Source organism: Rhizobium sp. L43 (assembly GCF_002531725.1).
GTDB lineage: Bacteria > Pseudomonadota > Alphaproteobacteria > Rhizobiales > Rhizobiaceae > Rhizobium.
The window spans coordinates 58062-75266 of record NZ_NWSQ01000021.1 but is presented as its reverse complement, the minus strand read 5'-3'; the positions used below and the strand labels follow the sequence as shown (position 1 = coordinate 75266).

General features: G+C 63.6%; 15 protein-coding genes. 6 read left to right on the top strand and 9 right to left on the bottom strand.

Features of this window, described 5'->3' with window-relative positions; genetic code table 11:
* Positions 1–13: 13 nt before the first annotated feature.
* From CO667_RS25125 to CO667_RS25110, 4 genes are all read right to left on the bottom strand, one after another.
* The gene (locus CO667_RS25125; protein ID WP_097620999.1) at positions 14–808 is read right to left on the bottom strand and encodes a TIM barrel protein; all 795 of its coding nucleotides are present in this window, start codon (positions 806–808) and stop codon (positions 14–16) included.
* Between the two features lie 77 nt (positions 809–885).
* Positions 886–1674, bottom strand: a complete 789-nt coding sequence (locus CO667_RS25120; RefSeq protein ID WP_029872562.1) for an ATP-binding cassette domain-containing protein — start codon at positions 1672–1674, stop codon at positions 886–888.
* Positions 1674–2795, bottom strand: coding sequence for an ABC transporter permease (locus CO667_RS25115; RefSeq protein ID WP_097620998.1), 1122 nt, complete (start codon positions 2793–2795; stop codon positions 1674–1676). The genes CO667_RS25120 and CO667_RS25115 overlap by 1 nt, the downstream gene beginning before the upstream one ends.
* Before the next feature lie 105 nt (positions 2796–2900).
* On the bottom strand, positions 2901–3851 hold the full coding sequence (locus tag CO667_RS25110; protein ID WP_097620997.1) for a sugar ABC transporter substrate-binding protein: 951 nt from the start codon (positions 3849–3851) through the stop codon (positions 2901–2903).
* Positions 3852–4033: 182 nt separating this feature from the next.
* Between CO667_RS25110 and CO667_RS25105 the strand changes: the two genes are divergently transcribed.
* Positions 4034–5029 carry a LacI family DNA-binding transcriptional regulator gene (locus CO667_RS25105; protein WP_097620996.1) on the top strand — a complete coding sequence of 332 codons (996 nt, stop codon included), beginning with the start codon at positions 4034–4036 and terminating at the stop codon, positions 5027–5029.
* A gap of 75 nt (positions 5030–5104) precedes the next feature.
* On the top strand, positions 5105–6016 hold the full coding sequence (gene iolE / locus CO667_RS25100; protein ID WP_097620995.1) for a myo-inosose-2 dehydratase: 912 nt from the start codon (positions 5105–5107) through the stop codon (positions 6014–6016).
* Between the two features lie 165 nt (positions 6017–6181).
* Here iolE and CO667_RS25095 read toward each other — a convergent pair whose 3' ends face one another.
* The 4 genes from CO667_RS25095 to CO667_RS25080 form a co-directional block, all read right to left on the bottom strand.
* Positions 6182–7555: a glutamate--cysteine ligase gene (locus tag CO667_RS25095; protein ID WP_097620994.1), complete on the bottom strand. Its 1374-nt coding sequence runs from the start codon at positions 7553–7555 to the stop codon at positions 6182–6184.
* A gap of 268 nt (positions 7556–7823) precedes the next feature.
* On the bottom strand, positions 7824–8561 hold the full coding sequence (locus CO667_RS25090; RefSeq protein ID WP_097620993.1) for a 16S rRNA (uracil(1498)-N(3))-methyltransferase: 738 nt from the start codon (positions 8559–8561) through the stop codon (positions 7824–7826).
* Positions 8562–8577: 16 nt separating this feature from the next.
* Positions 8578–10074: an inorganic phosphate transporter gene (locus CO667_RS25085; protein WP_097620992.1), complete on the bottom strand. Its 1497-nt coding sequence runs from the start codon at positions 10072–10074 to the stop codon at positions 8578–8580.
* A 63-nt stretch (positions 10075–10137) separates the two neighbouring features.
* The gene (locus CO667_RS25080) at positions 10138–10659 is read right to left on the bottom strand and encodes an NUDIX hydrolase (RefSeq protein WP_097620991.1); all 522 of its coding nucleotides are present in this window, start codon (positions 10657–10659) and stop codon (positions 10138–10140) included.
* 266 nt (positions 10660–10925) lie between these two features.
* Here CO667_RS25080 and CO667_RS25075 point away from each other — a divergent pair, with 266 nt between their 5' ends.
* Entirely contained in the window at positions 10926–11804 is an 879-nt protein-coding gene (locus CO667_RS25075) for a LysR substrate-binding domain-containing protein (protein WP_097620990.1), read from the top strand.
* 342 nt (positions 11805–12146) lie between these two features.
* Positions 12147–13304: an adenosylhomocysteinase gene (locus tag CO667_RS25070; RefSeq protein WP_097620989.1), complete on the top strand. Its 1158-nt coding sequence runs from the start codon at positions 12147–12149 to the stop codon at positions 13302–13304.
* Positions 13305–13319: 15 nt separating this feature from the next.
* On the opposite strand, the gene CO667_RS25065 is transcribed toward CO667_RS25070, so the two are convergent.
* A complete protein-coding gene (locus CO667_RS25065) occupies positions 13320–14216 on the bottom strand; it encodes a LysR family transcriptional regulator (RefSeq protein ID WP_097620988.1) in 897 nt (298 codons plus the stop codon).
* A gap of 262 nt (positions 14217–14478) precedes the next feature.
* Between CO667_RS25065 and CO667_RS25060 the strand changes: the two genes are divergently transcribed.
* Together CO667_RS25060 and CO667_RS25055 are read left to right on the top strand one after the other, a co-directional pair.
* Positions 14479–15918: an FAD-linked oxidase C-terminal domain-containing protein gene (locus CO667_RS25060; RefSeq protein ID WP_097620987.1), complete on the top strand. Its 1440-nt coding sequence runs from the start codon at positions 14479–14481 to the stop codon at positions 15916–15918.
* Positions 15915–17114, top strand: coding sequence for an FAD-binding protein (locus CO667_RS25055; RefSeq protein WP_097620986.1), 1200 nt, complete (start codon positions 15915–15917; stop codon positions 17112–17114). The genes CO667_RS25060 and CO667_RS25055 overlap by 4 nt, the downstream gene beginning before the upstream one ends.
* Positions 17115–17205: the final 91 nt, after the last annotated feature.

Genomic DNA, 17205 nt, shown 5'->3' with positions numbered 1-17205 from the left:
GTATCGAGATGGATCAGAGGGTGAAGGCGGTGCGGAACGCTTCAAGCGCGGCTTCGGGATCGCCGGCCGACCAGGCTTCCATGCCGACCGGGCCGGAATAGCCCATGGCGTTCAGCGCGCGGGCGATGCCGCGCCAGTTGATTTCGCCGGTCCCCGGCTCGCAGCGGCCCGGCACGTCGGCCACCTGGATTTCGCCGATCCAGGGCAGGCATTTGCGGCAAAGCTCGATCAGGTTCCCTTCGCCGATCTGAGCATGGTAGAGGTCGAGATTGAGGCGAAGCCGGGGGTGATCGACGCTCGAGACCAGCGCCAGCGTGTCTTCCGCGCGTCCGAAGGGCACGCCCGGATGATCGACCGGCAGATTGAGGTTTTCGAGCGTGAAGGTGACGTTTTCCTCTTCGGCCATGTCGACGATCCGGAGGAGCGTGTCGCGCGCTTTCAGCCACATCGCGCCGGTGACCACTTCGACCGGCTGGACGGGTAGGCCCCCATCTCCGAGGCCGGTGCCGTGCAGGTTCAGCCGCTGCACACCGAGCCGCTTGCCGATCTCAGCGGTTTGGCGCGCCGTCCTTAAAAGTTCGGCGGCGCCCTCGTCGTCGGTCAGGCGGCCGGTGAGATAGCCGTTCATGATCGTGAAGGTCGCGCCTGTTGCCTCCAGTTTGGCGAGGTCGTGCTCCGACCAGTTCCAGAGACCGACGCCGAAGCCCATTTCCTTCAGGCGCGCGGCGCGCCATTCGATCGGCTTGTCGCGCCAGAGCATTTCGGCGCAGGCGGCAAGCGGGAAGGGGGAAGTCTTAGCAGCACTCATGGCAGGGTTTCCATATCAAGGGTCTGAGGTGGTGAGAGCGGCGCGAGCGCCGCATCGTAGTTCGGGGTGAAGGTCCGTCAGATCGTTCCGCCGAGTTCTTCCGACAGGGTCTGCAGCTCCTTGCCGCCGGCCATCAGGTTTTGAAGGTCCTCGATGCCGATCTCGCTCTTCGAATAGGTGCCGAGCGTGCGGCCGCGGTTGAGCGCGGTGAAGCGGTTGCCGACAGCATAGGCGTGGCGAACATTGTGGGTGATGAAGATCACGCCGAGGCCCTTGCCGCGGACCTGGTTGATGTATTTCAGTACCATCGATGTTTGCGCCACGCCGAGTGCCGATGTCGGTTCGTCGAGGATCAACACCTTGGCGCCGAAATAGACCGCGCGCGCGATCGCCACGCATTGGCGCTCTCCGCCGGAAAGCGTGCCGACGGCCTGCTCGGGATCGCGCACATCGATGCCGATCCTGTGCATCTCGTCGCGCGTCACGTTGTTTGCGTGTTCCATGTCCATGCGCTTGAAGGGGCCGAAGCCTTTGAGCGGTTCGCGTCCCATGAAAAAGTTCCGGGTCACCGACATCAGCGGGATCATCGCGAGATCCTGATACACGGTGGCGATACCGGCATCGAGCGCGTCGCGCGGACCGGCAAAGGCGCGCGGCTGCCCTTCGACCAGGAATTCTCCCGATGTCGGCTTGAAGACGCCGGCGAGCGTATTGATCAGCGTCGACTTGCCGGCGCCGTTATCGCCGAGAAGGCAGAGCACTTCGTTGGCATTGACGGTGAGCGACACGCCGTTCAGCGCGATGATGGAGCCGAAGTGTTTGACGAGGTTCTTCACCTCGACGAGGGGCGTCTGAGACATGCTCATCAGCGTTCTCCCGTGACGCGTTTGCGAATGACATTGTTGAAGATCACCGCGATCAGCAGCATGCCGCCGAGGAAGACGAGGTACCAATCCTGGTCGATCGAGGTGTAGGTCAGGCCGATCAGCACCATGCCGAAGACGATCGAACCGAAGAATGCGCCGATGGCCGAGCCGTAGCCGCCTGTCAGCAGGCATCCGCCGATGACGGCGGCGATGATGGCTTCGAATTCCTTCTGGAAGCCGCGGCGCGCATCCGTCGAGCCTGCGTCAAGCACGGTCAGGATGGCGACCAGCGTGGCGCAGAGGGCGGTGATCACGAAAAGCGTGGTCTTGACGCGGGCAACCGGGACGCCCGATTTTCTGGCGGCGCGCGGATCGCCGCCGGCTGCGAAGATCCAGTTTCCGAAGCGGGTTCTGAGCAGGACCCAGGTGGCAAGAACGGCGATGCCGAAGAACCACAGGATCTCGACCGGAATTCCCGGCACTTTCGGCGTGCCGTTCGGGAAGGTCTCGATGATGCCGTGCCCGGCGAGCCATGAGAACAACCCGATGAAGGCGTCGCCCGAGAAGAATGGCGCGAGCGGGCTGCCGGCTGCGGCTTCCTTCATGCCACGCAGCTGCGTGGCGCCGCCGCTTGCCCATTTCAGGCCGACGAGCGTCAGGCCGCGCAGGATGAACAGGAAGGCAAGCGTGACGATGAAGGAGGGAAGGCCGGTCCGCATGGTGATCTGGGCGTTGGTCACGCCGATCACGGCGGCGAAGGCCAGCGCAACGAGGATCGCCACGCTGAGCGGCAGGTGCAGAACGACGAGGGCGGTGCCGAAGACCAATCCGGCAAAAGCCACCATCGAGCCGATCGACAGATCGAATTCGCCGCCGATCATCAACAATGCCGCGCCGATCGCCAGAATGCCGAGCTGCGCGGCCGGCGCCATGAAATTGATCACGCCGGCCAGCGTGAACATGGCGGGATTGGCGGTGAAGAAAAAGAAGATGGTGACGAGCACCAGACCGGCGACGGCGCCGAGTTCCGGCCGCCGCAGCAGCGCGGTCAAACCCGAAACCTTTTTCAGCCGCTCATCGGATCGGGTGGCAGCCCCATTCTGTTCATTGGCGAGCGTCATGGTTCATTCCTCAAGGATTGGTCGTTGCCGTGCGTGCGCCTTCACGCGTGGAGGCGCGGCGTTGGAGGCAGCCTCCGCCCAGGCGGAAGCTGCCGCGGCTCCGCCTCAGCGGATGCCCTGGGAGGATTTCTCGATGACCGATGCGGCCGCATCCTTCTCGACGAAGCTCGGGCCGGAGGCGACGTTGCCTGCCGGGATCGTGCCATATCGAGCGTTGAGCGCGAGGAAAGTCACGGGGAGGTAGCCCTGGAGGTATGGCTGCTGGTCCACCGCGAATAATGCCTTGCCGTCGGCGACAGCCTGCAGGAAGCCGGCGGACAGATCGTAGGATGCGACCTTGACCTTGTCGCCATTGCCCATCTTCTCGACGACGGCGACCGCACGCTCGCCGACGAGCGGAGCCGACAGGCCGAGAACGACATCGATGGACGGATCGGAGGTCAGAGCCGCCTGGATCTTCGCTTCAATTTCGGCCGGATCGGCCGTGGTCGGCAAAACGGTGACCTTGCCGCCTTCAAAGCCCTTCTCGGTGCCGGCGCAACGCTGATCGAGCGCCGCGTTGCCAACTTCCTGGTTGACGCAGAGGACGTGCTTCAGGCCGAGCGACTTCAACTTGGCGCCGACCTTGACGCCGGCCGGCAGTTCGTCCTGGCCGACATGCAGCTTGATGCCGAGCTTTTCGGCCGCCGAAATGCCGGAGTTCATCGAGATGACCGGGATGCCGGCGGCAACGGCCTTCTCGATCGCCGAACCGAGCGCATCGGGATCGGGGTTCGAGATGACGATGCCCGCAGGGTTCTGGTTGACGGCGGCTTCGATCAGCTGTGCCATCGCCACCATGTCGAAGGTTTCGGGGGCGCGATAGTCGACCTTGACGTTGCTGTCCTTGGCCGCCTGCATCATGCCGTTCTTGACGATCGACCAGAACGGATCGGACGCCTGGCCGTGGGTGACGGCGATGATCGTCGGCTCCTGGGCCTTGGCTCCGACAGCCGCCGTGGTCGCAACGCCAAGGGCGAGGGCGCCGAATGCGAGCTTCTTCAAAATAGATGTCATGTCTTCCTCCTCTAGACCATCCACTCCTCAGGATGGCAAAAAACGAATGCTACCGGGTGCAAACGTGCTTGCTACCGGGTGCAAACAGGTGCATCTTATTCACGGATGCGCTAAAATCAAGCATTCATTTCATCTGAATCATAAAATGGAATGTTTGTTTCATTTTTTGCGGGGAGGCATCATTGCGAAAAAGAGCAACGGCCAAAGAGGTCGCGGATGCGGCAGGCGTCTCGAAGTGGACGGTCATCCGGGCATTTACGCCGGGCGCCTCGATCACCGAGGAAAGCAAGCGTAGGGTTCTCGAGGCGGCGGCCGTGCTCAACTACACGCCCAATCTGCTCGCCCGTAGTCTCGCGACCAATCTGACGCATCAGGTCGCGGTCTTCGTCGACGACTTCGCCAATCCCCAGAAGCTGCCGTTCCTGGAAACCCTGACCGAACGTTTGCAGGCGGAAGGCCTGGTCGCGGTGCTGATCAATATCAACAATCACTTCGATCACGTCCATGCGCTGCTGAACGCCGATCAGCGTCAGGTCGACGCCGTCATCCTCTTCGGCACCGCCTTTCGCAACGAAACGCTGAGCGACCGGCAATTGGGCAGGGGCATGCCGCCGATGTTCGTCCTGGCGCGTGACAGCCAGATCGACGGGGTGCCGGCCGTCGTCTGCGACGCCGAACTGGCGCTGCGCGACATTGTCGACCACCTCTATGAAAGGGGATACCGGCGTCCCGGTTTCATGACCGGTGCGCCGGCGCTATCGACGGCGCTGCGGCGCCGGCAGCATTTCATCGATTTCTGGAAGGGGAAGGGGGTGGACGAGATCACCATTCTGTCCGCCGACAGATACAGTGCCGAAGCTGGGGCAGGATCCGTCCGTCACTATCTGAACGACATCGACCCGGCCGCAAGGGTCGACGTCCTCATGTGCGAAAATGATATCCTCGCCCTCGGAGCGATGGACGAGATCCGCGGCAATTTCGGACTACGGATACCTAATGACATCGCCGTCGTCGGCTTTGACAATTACGAACTCGGCGGCGCCTCCTGCTACGGCCTGACGACCTATGAGCAGCCGAGGATCGAGATGGTGCAGGCGGTCATCGGCATGATCAAGGGCCGGCTGGAGCCGGAAACCGTAACCCTTCCCGGCAAGCTGGTCGTGCGCACATCCACATAGGCCATTTCCACATGGGGCGCTCCTTTTCGCGGCCACCAAGCGGCACTCTCAAGACATATCTCGGAGGAAATATCGATGACTGGACATATCACTGCCTTGCCCGTTGGCGTGCGTCTGGCGGTCAGTCCGCTGTCATGGGCCAACGACGTTCTGGAAGACCTCGGTGCCGACATATCGCTGGAAACCTGCCTCCGGGACGCTGCCGAGAGCGGCTATGAGGGGATCGAGCTCGGGCGGAAATTCCCGCGCGAGGCAGGAGCGCTCCGCTCGCTGCTGGACAGCCATCGGCTTGCTCTCGCATCCGGATGGCATTCCGGCGAGTTGGCCGAGCGCAGTGTCGACGACGAGATGAAGGCCGTTGCCGGGCACGCCGCGCTGCTGCGAGCGATGGATTGCAAGGTGATGGTCTATGGCGAAGTCGCGATGATGACGCCTGGATCGCCGCTGGATGCACCGATGTCGCAGCGGTTGCGCATGCCGGCGGCCGAAGTGGCGGGATATGCCGGGCGCCTGACCGATTTCGCCGGACGCCTGGCGGCGGAATATGGTCTGACGCTTGCCTACCACCATCACCTGATGATGGTCGCCGAAACGTTCGACGAGATATCGGCAATCTTTGACAAGACAGGCTCGGAGGCGGGACTGCTTCTCGATACCGGCCATGCCGTCGCCGGCGGCTTCGACTATGCCAGACTGATCGATCGGTTCGGCGATCGCGTCGTGCACATTCATCTGAAAGACATTCGCGGTCCTGTTATCGACGAGGTGCGTGCGGGTGACATGAGCTTCAATGCCGGCGTGCGCCGGGGCATGTTCACCGTCCCCGGCGACGGCATCATCGATTTCAAGCCGCTTGCCCGTTTCGTCAGGGACAGCGGCTATCGCGGATGGCTGGTCGTCGAAGCCGAGCAGGACCCCGCCGTCGCTGAACCACGCCCCGCCGTCGAGCGGGCATTTAAGCATGTGCAGGCAAATTTCCGGAGCTGAGCCGATTTCTTCGGCGGCATGATATCCTCACCGGAAACCGATCCCTGCGCGCCGGCGTTCTCCTTCCATGGCGAAACGAAATCCCCCGCTGATCATGACGAGGCGCCGCCTAGCGAAGACGGTGCAAAGCCGGGCGCGGATATCGGAGACGGCCGGAAGTAGGACTCAGTATTGATAGTCCTCGAAGACCGATTCCACGGAGCCCTGCCAGCGGCCGTGATAGAGCGACAGCAGATCTTCGGCGAGCGTCGCCTTCTTGGCGAGCACTTCGTCGAGCGGCGCAAGGAAGATGGTCTCGTCCTGGCCTTCGCGATTGAGCTTGCCGCGCGCCTTGAGGCCGGCCCTTGATATGCCGACCACCTCGCGCGCCATGTCAAAGAGCGGATGTCCGCGAAATTGCGCCTTCAACCCTTCGGCGGGAACGGCATTGCGCAGGGCGCTGATCTCGGCAAAGGTCCAATCCTTCGTCAACTCGTCGGCGGCATCGAGTGCCGCATCATCGTAGAGCAGGCCGACCCAGAAGGCCGGCAGCGCACAGATGCGCCGCCACGGGCCGCCGTCGGCGCCGCGCATTTCGAGGAAACGCTTCATCCGCACGTCGGGGAAGAGTGTGGAAAGATGGTTCGTCCAGTCGCCCATCGTCGGCGAGGGATCAGCGACCTCACCCTTCAACGCGCCGTTCATGAACTGGCGGAAGGTGACATGGGTACAGTCGTGATAATGGCCGTCGCGGACGATGAAATACATCGGCACGTCGAGCGCCCATTCGGCATAGTCGCGGAAGCCGAAATCGTCGCGGAAGGTGAAATCGAGCAGGCCCGAGCGCTGGTTGTCGACATCGCGCCAGATATCGCCGCGCCAGGAGAGCAGCCCGTTCGGCTTGCCCTCGGTGAAGGGCGAGGATGCAAAGAGCGCGGTCGCCAACGACTGCAGCTTCATCGATACGCGCATCTTCTGGCGCATGTCGGCTTCCGAGGAGAAGTCGAGATTCACCTGGATCGTGCAGGTGCGGTACATCATGTCGAGACCCTGGGTGCCGACCTTCGGCATGTAGCGGGTCATGATCTCGTAGCGCGATTTCGGCATTTGCGGGGTTTGCGCATAGGTCCATTTCGGACTGCCGCCGATGCCGAGGAAGCGGATGCCCATCGGTTCGGCGATGTCGCGCAGCGTCGCCAGGTGCTGGTTCGATTCCCTGCAGGTTTCGTGGAGCGTTTCCAGCGGTGCACCGGAGAGTTCGAACTGGCCGCCCGGCTCGATCGAGATCGCGCCCATGCCGCTCTGCTCGGCCAGGCCGATGATATTGCCGCCGTCCATGATAGGCTCCCAGCCGCTCTTCGCCTGCAGGCCGGTGAGAAGCGCCGAAATGCTGGCATCGCCGAAATAGGGAACCGGGCTGTTGTCGGCGCGGAAGAAGGCGAACTTCTCGTGTTCGGTGCCGATCCGGAAGCGCTCCCGCGGCTTGTTGCCGGCGGCGATGTAATCGGTCAGATCCTGGACCGAAGAGAGCGGTGTCTGGTCGGTAGTGTCGCGGGCCATGCGGGATACCTGTATTCGAAAAGGCGCCCAGGGGGCCGGGCAGTTGGAAGGGTGATTAGGACCCAAGCCACGTATGTTGCAAGTGAAATTCTTTCAACGACGCATCAAAAAAATAGCAGCGATTTCCATGTCAACCCGTTTTCGGCCTAGAGCGGTTCAGCTTTTGATGGAAGCGCAGAACCGCTCCAACTTTTTTTAACGCAATTCCCGGCAAAAGCGCTTCGCGCTTTGCCTGGGAAAACCGCTTCGCACTTTTCCTGGACTTGCTCTAATTCCAGTCGCCGATCGCCGCCTGCACCACCGCCAGCGCCGCAACGGCTGCGGTATCGGCCCTGAGGATGCGTGGTCCGAGCGGAATCGCGGTGACGAAATCGAGGCTTCGAAGCCTGGCCCGTTCCTCTTCCGAAAAGCCGCCTTCCGGCCCGACGAGCAGCGCGAGATGCCTTTCCCGGATCGCTGACAGCACCGGCAGCGGGTTCTGCCCGGCATCGCCCTCGTCGCAATAGATGATGCGGCGCTCTTTCGGCCAGCGGTCGAGCAGGTCGAGAAGCCGCACCGGCTCGGCGACATCGGGGATGCCGAGAATGCCGCATTGCTCCGCCGCCTCGACGACATTGGCGCGCAGCTTGTCGAGATTGGTGATCTTGCCCTGGACGTGCTGGGTCATGACAGGCTGCAGCAGGCCGGCGCCCATCTCGACCGCCTTCTGCACCAGATAATCCAGCCGGCCGACCTTGAGCGGCGCAAACAGATAGTGCAGGTCTGAGGGCGCGGGCTGCAGCCGCGTCTCTTCGATTGCCGTCAAGAGGATGCGTTTGCGGGTGGGGAAGGAGAGGGCGGCTTTCCACTCGCCGTCGCGGCCGTTGAAGAGCAGGATCTCCGCGCCTTCCTCCAGCCGCAGCACATTGGCGAGATAATTGAACTGATCGGCATTCGCCTCGAGGGCGGCACCGCGGGAAAGCGGCGCGTCGACGAAAAGCCGTTGCATGCGGAAATTGGCGCGCATTCGAAAACTCGGGGTTTCAGACGAAGAGCGCGAACATAACCCAATAAATCATGGCCGCAAGCGCTCCCGAAACCGGCACGGTGACGATCCAGGCAGCGACGATCGTCATGAAATGCGAACGGCGCACGAGATAGCGCCGCCGCGTCTCGTGAATGTTCGGTTCCTCCGGCTCGTCGATATCAAAGCTCTCGGCCTTGCGCCTGATATAGGCGATGCGCCGCTTCGAATGGCGCGTGTACCATTCGCGGAAGAAGCCGACGCCGAAGACGGAGCCGACGGCGATGTGCGTGGTGCTGACCGGCAGGCCGAGCCAGGAGGCGACGATGACGGTGAAGGCGGTCGACAGCGCGACGCAATAGGCCCGCATCGGATTGAGCTTGGTGATCTCCTCGCCGACGAGGCGGATGAGGCGCGGCCCGAACAGCAGCAGGCCGACCGAGATGCCGAAGGCGCCGATCAGCATCACCCAGAGCGGCGGATGCCCGATGGCGTCGCCGCCGATGCCTACCGAATGGACAATCGCCGACAGCGGCCCGACCGCGTTCGAAACATCGTTGGCGCCATGCGCGAAGGACAGCAGCGCCGCAGAGCCGATCAGCGGCAGCCGGAACAGCACCCGCAGCGAGCTGTTGCGGTTTTCGAGATCCCGCGCCTGGGCGAGAACCAGCGGCCGGGCGGCAAGCCAGCTCACCAGCCCGATGCCGATGCCGATGAGGAGGATGGTGAAAGACGGAAATTTGCCGGTGGGCGACAGCTGCAGCACCATATAGGCCATGAAGCCGCCCGCCATCACCGCGACCAGCACCGGCACCCAGCGCCGCGCCGCCGCGACCTTGTCGTCGCGATAGATGATCAGGGTCTTGACGAGATAAAGCAGCCCGGCGGCGATCAGCCCGCCGATCAGCGGCGAGGTGATCCAGCTCGACGTGATCTCCAGCATCACCCGCCAGTTGACCGATTCCGGCCCGACGGCTGAGATGCCGGCGCCGATCACCGCCCCGACGATCGCATGGGTGGTGGAAACAGGCGCGTTCATCCAGGTCGCGAGATTGATCCAGAGGGCCGCCGCCATCAGTGCCGCCATCATGATCCAGCCGAGCGTCACCGGCGGCACCTGGACCGCATCGACGATGCTGGAGGAGATCGTCTTGACGACCTCGCCACCGGCGACCGTGGCGCCGAGAATTTCGAAAATCGCCGCGATGACCAGTGCCTGACCCATCGTCATGGCGCGGGCGCCGACCGCGGCACCCACATTGTTGGTCACATCGTTGGCGCCGATGTTCATCGCCATGTAGCCGGCAAGGGCTGCTGCCGCCACGACGAGCACCGCTCCCGGCCGGTCGAACACATAGACACCGGCAAACAGCATGGCGAGACCGACGAAGATCAGCCCGAGACCAGGCGCCACCAGCCGCCGCAAAACATGCTTCGCCGCGTCCTCGGCATGGGTGATCTTGTCGAGGTCCTTGTCGAGCGTGCGTTTCGTGAGGACTGTGGGGCGTGGCGGCATTCTTTTCCCGAGGTATGAAATCTGCTTCTACGCTGCTTTTCTAGCACCGCAAGATGGCAGGATTCATTCCGCCGGAATTTGTTTGGTCGCCGGAATGGGCTTTACCGATAGCCTGTCGGTTATCTTCTTCTTGAAGGCGAGGAAAAGGTGACGGAGTTCAGGTTCGCGCACGCGCCCGGCCGCCTCGTCGAACGATACCCATTCGATGGTGCGTTCGCCCTTTTCCTTGAAGTTCTTCGCCATGTCGGTGACTTCGAGCGCATAGACCTGCACCTTGCAGACCACCTGCACTCCGTCGCGCAGCACTTTCGAATAGCTGTAGGCACCGAGCGTGTCCGTTTCGACCGCGCCGCGGACGCCGGCTTCCTCAAGAGCTTCCTGTGCGGCGACCTCATGGGCGCATTTGCCCGTCATCGGCCAGCCCTTGGGAATAACCCAGCGGCCGGTATCGCGGCTCGTCATCAGCAGCACCTCGACGTCACCGCTCTTCTTCTTTACCCGATAGCAGATCGCACCATACTGCTGTCGCGGGGGGCGCCGGAACATCAGTTGCACATCGGATGCCAAGCGGGCGAGAAGAGTCAATTGTCGGGTCACCTTCGCAGTGGTTTTAGGAATCACTCATATACGTGTATCACAAAAAGCCTACACAATCCAAAAGAGCCACGGGACGATCCGAAACGCGATTCGATCGCCGTTCATAGGGGAAATCGAGGCCGGACAGGTTCCGAAAATCCGTCATGTCCTGTCTCGAATGCGCCGCCGTTGCACAGGTGTACAATATGGCGCGGACTTGCCTTTCGTTCAATGGCAAGATCAAGTGATCCACTGTCGTTCCGATTGTGGTAATCATGCGCCTTCCACCGCTCAATGCCATCCGCGCCTTCGAGGCCGTCTGCCGTCACGGCAGCATTCTGAAGGCCGCCGAAGAGCTGAACGTGGTGCGCGGCGCCGTGCGCCAGCAGATCGCCACGCTGGAGAATCACGTCGGCCGCAAGCTCTTTGCGCGTGACGGCCGCAGGCTGGTGCCGACCGTCCAGGCCAGCGCTTTCGCCGCCGCCGCGGGCGCGGCTTTCGATATCCTGCAACGGGCTGCTTTGGAGCTCGAAGGCAGCGTGCCCGGCCGCATCCGGCTCGGCGTGCCCTCCGCCTTCGCGGTCTGGTGGTTGATGCCGCGCGTCGCCGACATGCAGGCAAGCCTCGGCGGCACGGCGGTCGACATCGTGCCGATGGCCGTGGCCGAGCCGCTGCAGATCCACCCGGAATTGGACGCGGTGATCATGGGCGGCGAATACCGGCCGACCGCGGGAATTACCGCCCTGCGTTTCATGGAGGATGAATTCGGCCCGGTCGCGACACCTTCGCTTGCCGCGACCCTATCCAAGCACCCCGCATCGATGGCCGCGCTGACGATGCTCGTCAGCCGCAGCGTTCCGAAGCTCTGGGACGAATGGTTTACCGAAAGCGGCACGCCGCCGGTCACCTTTTCCCGCGTCCAGGAATTCGAGGATCTGCTGCTGGCGCTGGGTGCTGCCCGCTCCGGGCTTGGCGTCGCGCTTGCGCCGCGCGCCTCGATCGAAGACGATCTTCAACGCGGGCATCTGGTCGCGCCCTACGGCTTCATCTCCCGCCCATCGGGCTACAGCCTCTGCTGCCGCACGCCGGACGCCAAACGGCCGACCTTTGCGGCTTTGTCCGCCTGGCTGCTCCGCTGTGGGACATCGGCTTGAAGGGGCACGGCTGTTCGTCGCGCTGAAAGCTGCCCCTCACCCTAACCCTCTCCCCGTAAACGGGGCGAGGGGACGTGCCCTGCGAGAGCGGGGTGGGTACGGAGAGGCCGCGGCATGGTCCCTTCGCCCCGCGAGCGGGGGTCCGAAGGACGGGTCGAGACCCGTGGCTCGACCCCGGTCGGTGGCGGCAGCCGGATGAGCAAAGCGGCGATCTCTTCGGCTGATTAACCGGGCACCCAGCCTGAAAGGGCAGATTTTCTGCCCCTTCGTCAGAATTACTTCCATATTCGCAGCCCTGTGGCTCCGCTAAAAACAGCAGGATAGGCAAACAGGAAAGAGTTGATGGAAAAGACCGCAACCCGCATCGACTGGATCGGTGGCAGCTGCCGGCTGCTCACGGCGACGGCGGCCGAATTCGAGCGCACCCGGCCCTTCGAAGGCCTGTCGATCGGCACCGGCATTCATCTCGAGCCGAAGACGGTGGCGCTGCTGATGACGCTGCGCGCCGGCGGCGCGCGTCTCGTCTGCACCGGTAATCTCAACAGTACCCAGCCGTCGACGGTCGAGTTCCTGCGGTCCCAAGGCATCGCGGTCTTTGCGACGCAGACGACCGATCCAGCCGCCCATCATCAGAGCTTAGAGGCGGTCATCGCAGAAAAGCCGGATCTGCTGCTCGACAATGGTGGCGATCTGTTCGCCATCGCCGCGGAAAAGCCCTATGCCGATCTCCTTGGCGGCACCGAGGAAACCACCTCGGGCCGCACCCGTCTGCTGCCGCTGCGCGAGCGCCTGAACATGCCGATCCTCGTCATCAACGACAGCCCGATCAAGCAGTTCGCCGAAAACAGGCATGGCGTCGGCCAAAGCCTGTTCGAAAGCTACCTGCGCTTCACCAACCGCTCCACCAACGGCAAACGCGTGACGGTGTTCGGCTACGGCGCCTGCGGCAAGGGCACGGCTGCCTGTTTCCGCAATGCCTTTTCCACTGTCAGCGTCGTCGATACAGATCCTGTGACGACGCTCGAAGCCCACCTCGACGGTTTCGTCACGCCGCTGCGCGACCAGGCGATCCGCTCGGCCGATATCATCGTCACCGTCACCGGTTTTGCCGATATCGTGACGGCAGCCGATCTGCCGTTTTTGAAGGACGGCGCGATCCTGATGAATGGCGGCCATTTCCCGCATGAGATCGACGTCGAGGCCTTTCGCCGCCATCCCGATGTCGCCGGCATCGACCGCTACGAAGCCGATCATATCAAGACCTTCCATCTCCGTGACGGTCGCTCCTTCCATGTGCTCGGCGGCGGCCACATGGCCAATCTCGCCGGCCCGCGGCCGCTCGGCAATACGGTCGAGCCGATGGATCTCGGCTTCACCCTTCAGGCCCGCTGCCTGGAACGCATCGCCAGGGGCGAGGCCGGCCCCGAATCCTGCGTCGTGCCGGTGCCCAGGGATATCGACGCTATAGTGGCAAACGCCTATCTCGATCTCTCACGCTGAACCCTGCGCCTGCTATCATCGCTCCCAGTAGGGGACAGGCTCGTAGAGATCCGTCAGATAGTCGATGAACAGCCTGACCTTGGCCGGCAGGAACTGCCGGCTGGGATAGACGGCCGATAGCGCCACATTGTGCGAACCTTCATAGGCCGGCAGCACCTGCACCAGCCGGCCGGCCTTGAGCTCTTCGCCGATATCCCAGGTGGAGCGCAGCGCGATCCCGAGGCCGGCGATGACAGCCTCGCGGATCACCTCGCTGGAATTGGTGATCAGCATGCCTTCCGGCCTGAGACTCAGCGCGCCGTCCGGCCCGTCCAGCCGCCAGGTATCGTTATTGTGCGCCGGCAGGCAGCGGTGGTGTTTCAGCTCGTCGATATGCTGAGGCGCGCCGTGCACAGCCAGGTAATCCGGTGAGGCGCAGAGCAGCCGGCGCACCGGCGCCAGCCTTCGGGCAACGAGGCTGGAATCGGTCAGTTCAGCGATGCGGATCGCCAGATCGAAGCCGCCGCCGACGATGTCGCTGAATTCGTCGGTCAGCACCAGGTTGATCGCCAGCTCCGGATGCGCCTCCATGAAGTGCTTCAGATGCGGCGCGATATGCATGCGCCCGAAGGAGGTCGGCGCCGAGATCTTCAGCGTGCCATGCATCTGCGCCGAGCGGCCGGAAATATAGAATTCCGCCTCTTCGAGCCCGGCGAGAATACCGAGAACACGGTCGTAAAAACCCTGTCCGGCTTCGGTCAGGGAGATCTGCCGCGTCGTGCGCTGCAAAAGCCGGGTGCCGAGCCGATCCTCCAGCCGCTTGATCCGTTTGGAGACGACGGCCGGGGAAAAGCCGAGCGCGCGGCCGGCAAGCGACATGCTGCCCGTTGCAACGACCTTGGCAAAGATTTCGAGATCACCCAGATTGGTCATAAGGTTTTGTGACTTTTTCCCCTTTTGGCATAAGTGCTTAGCATTTGCGCCAGTTTCGGGAAAGTGCTAGAGCAATTCCAGGAAAAGTGCGAAGCGGTTTTCCGTCCGGAATTGCGTAAAAACAAAAAGTTAGAGCGGTTCTGCGCTTCCATGAAAAGCTGAACCGCTCTAAACCGGTCTATCGGCGGCAGGGAGGTTGGCGGCCGGTTTCCACTGTCATCTTCCCGCCGTCATTCCCCCTCGTAGGGCCAGGGAGAACGCCATGTCCGACGCCATTTCGTTTCTCAGCCCCCGCGCCGATGTCCTGGCGCGCCGGGCCCATATCGTCGCCGATCTGACCGATCTTCTGCCGCCGGAATGCCTGGTGCACGAGGCGCGCGAACTGGTGCCGTTCGAGACCGACGCCTTCGTCTCCTACCGCCGCCTGCCGCTCGCCGTCGCCCTGCCGCGCACCACGGCCGAGGTTTCCGCCGTCATGCGTTATTGCAATCGCTACGGCATTCCCGTCGTGCCGCGCGGCGCCGGCACCTCGCTCTCCGGCGGCGCCATTCCGCAGGAGGATGCTGTCGTGATCGGCCTGTCGAAGATGAACAGCATCCTCGAAATCGACCTGCCGAACCGCGTCGCGGTGGTTCAGGCTGGGGTCACCAATCTCAATATTTCTGAATCCGTCTCCGCGGACGGCTTTTTCTATGCGCCCGATCCGAGCTCGCAGCTTGCCTGCACGATCGGCGGCAATATCGGCATGAATTCCGGCGGCGCCCATTGCCTGAAATATGGCGTCACCACCAACAATCTGCTCGGCGTCAGGATGGTGCTGGTCGACGGCACGGTGATCGAACTCGGCGGCAAGGCGCTGGATGCGGCGGGCTATGATCTGCTCGGCCTCGTCTGCGGCCACGAGGGCCAGCTCGGCATCGTCACCGAGGCGACGGTGCGGCTGATCGCCAAGCCGGAAGGCGCCCGCCCGGTGCTCTTCGGTTTCGAAGCCTCAGAGGAGGCCGGCGCCTGCGTTGCCGATGTCATCGCCGCCGGCATCGTCCCGGTCGCGATCGAATTCATGGACAAGCCGGCGATCGAAATCTGCGAGGCGTTCGCCCATGCCGGATACCCGCTCGATGTCGGCGCGTTGCTGATCGTCGAGGTCGAGGGGTCGGAAGCGGAGATGGATGCGACGCTGAAGGACATCGTCGAGATCGCCCGCCGGCACGCGGTGAAGACCGTGCGCGAGTGCCAATCCGCCACCGAGGCGGCGCTGATCTGGAAGGGCCGCAAATCCGCCTTCGGCGCCACCGGCCGCATCGCCGACTATATCTGCATGGATGGCACCGTGCCGCTCAGCCAGCTCTCCCACGTGCTGAAGAGGACTGCCGAGATCGTCGATCATTACGGCCTGCGCGTCGCCAACGTCTTCCACGCCGGTGACGGCAACATGCACCCGCTGATCCTCTTCAACGCCAACGATCCCGAGGATGCCGCCCGCGCCGAGGCTGCTGGCAACGATATTCTGAGGCTCTGCGTCGATGCCGGCGGCTGCCTCACCGGCGAACATGGCGTCGGCATCGAGAAGCGCGACCTGATGCGCCACCAGTATTCCGAGGCCGATCTCGCCCAGCAGATGGCGGCGCGCGCCGCCTTCGATCCCGGCTGGCTCCTCAACCCGTCGAAGGTCTTCCCGCTCGAAGGGCGCCCCGCCGCATGATCGATCTGATGCCGACGAGCGAGGAAGAGGCGGCGGCAATCGTCCGCGCCCATGCGGAAAGCGGTCGGCCGCTCGCGATCTGCGGCGGCGATAGCCGCTCGGGCTTCGGCAATGCCGTTGTCGTCGAGGAGCGGCTGCGCTCGACCGGGCTTTCCGGCATCGTCGCCTATAATCCCGGTGAAATGGTCATGACCGTGCGAGCGGGCACGCCGCTTGCCGAGGTCGAAGCGGCACTTCGGGAGAGCGGCCAGATGCTCGCCTTCGAGCCGATGGATCATCGCCCGGTCATGGGCACATCGGGCGAGCCGACCATCGGCGGCGTCTTCGCCGCCAATGTCTCCGGCCCGCGCCGGCTCATCGCCGGTGCTGCCCGCGACAGCCTGCTCGGTGTGCGCTTCGTCAACGGCAGGGGCGAGATCATCAAGGCCGGCGGCCGGGTGATGAAAAATGTCACCGGCCTCGATCTCGTCAAGCTGATCGCCGGCTCGCATGGCACGCTGGGCTTCCTCACCGAAGTCACCTTCCGGGTGCCGCCGTCTGCGAAGACCGAGCGGACGGTGGTGCTGTCAGGCCTCAACGATGCCGAGGCGGCGGGCGCCATGGCGACGGCGATGGCGCTGCCGGTCGAAATCTCCGGCGCGGCTCATCTGCCCTTGACGGTGACGTGGAAATTCCTCGCCGGCAGGCTGCCGGAGGGCGAGGCGACGGTGCTGCGCATCGAAGGCTTGGCCGGTTCGGTCGACGTGCGCGTCGAAAAGCTTGCGGCGGCCATGTCGGCTTTCGCCACGGTCACGCGACTGGAGCAGCCGGACAGCCATAGGCTCTGGCAGGAAATCCGCGACGTGCTGCCTTATGCCGATGGCACCGCGCGGCCGGTCTGGCGCGTCTCGGTCGCCCCCGGCACCGGCCATCAGCTGGTCGCAGCACTGCGCCTCGAAGCCGGCGTCGACGCCTTCTACGACTGGCAGGGCGGTCTCGTCTGGATGTGCATGGAGGCCGGCCCCGAAGCCGAGCTGGTCCGCCGCTTCATCAAGGCGCTCGGCGGCGGCCATGCGACGCTGATCCGCGCATCGGCTGCGGCGAGGGCGGTTACATCAGCCTTCCAGCCCGAGCCCGAGGCGGTGGCGATGCTGTCGCGGCGGGTGAAGGAGAAGTTTGATCCGGCGGGCATATTCAACCCGGGGAAGATGGGGTGAGCAAGAGATGAGTCTGTGCGCGGGTCACCCTCCTCTGTCCTGCCCGACATCTCCCCCACAAGGGGGGAGATCGGCAAGAGGTTGGGCCATC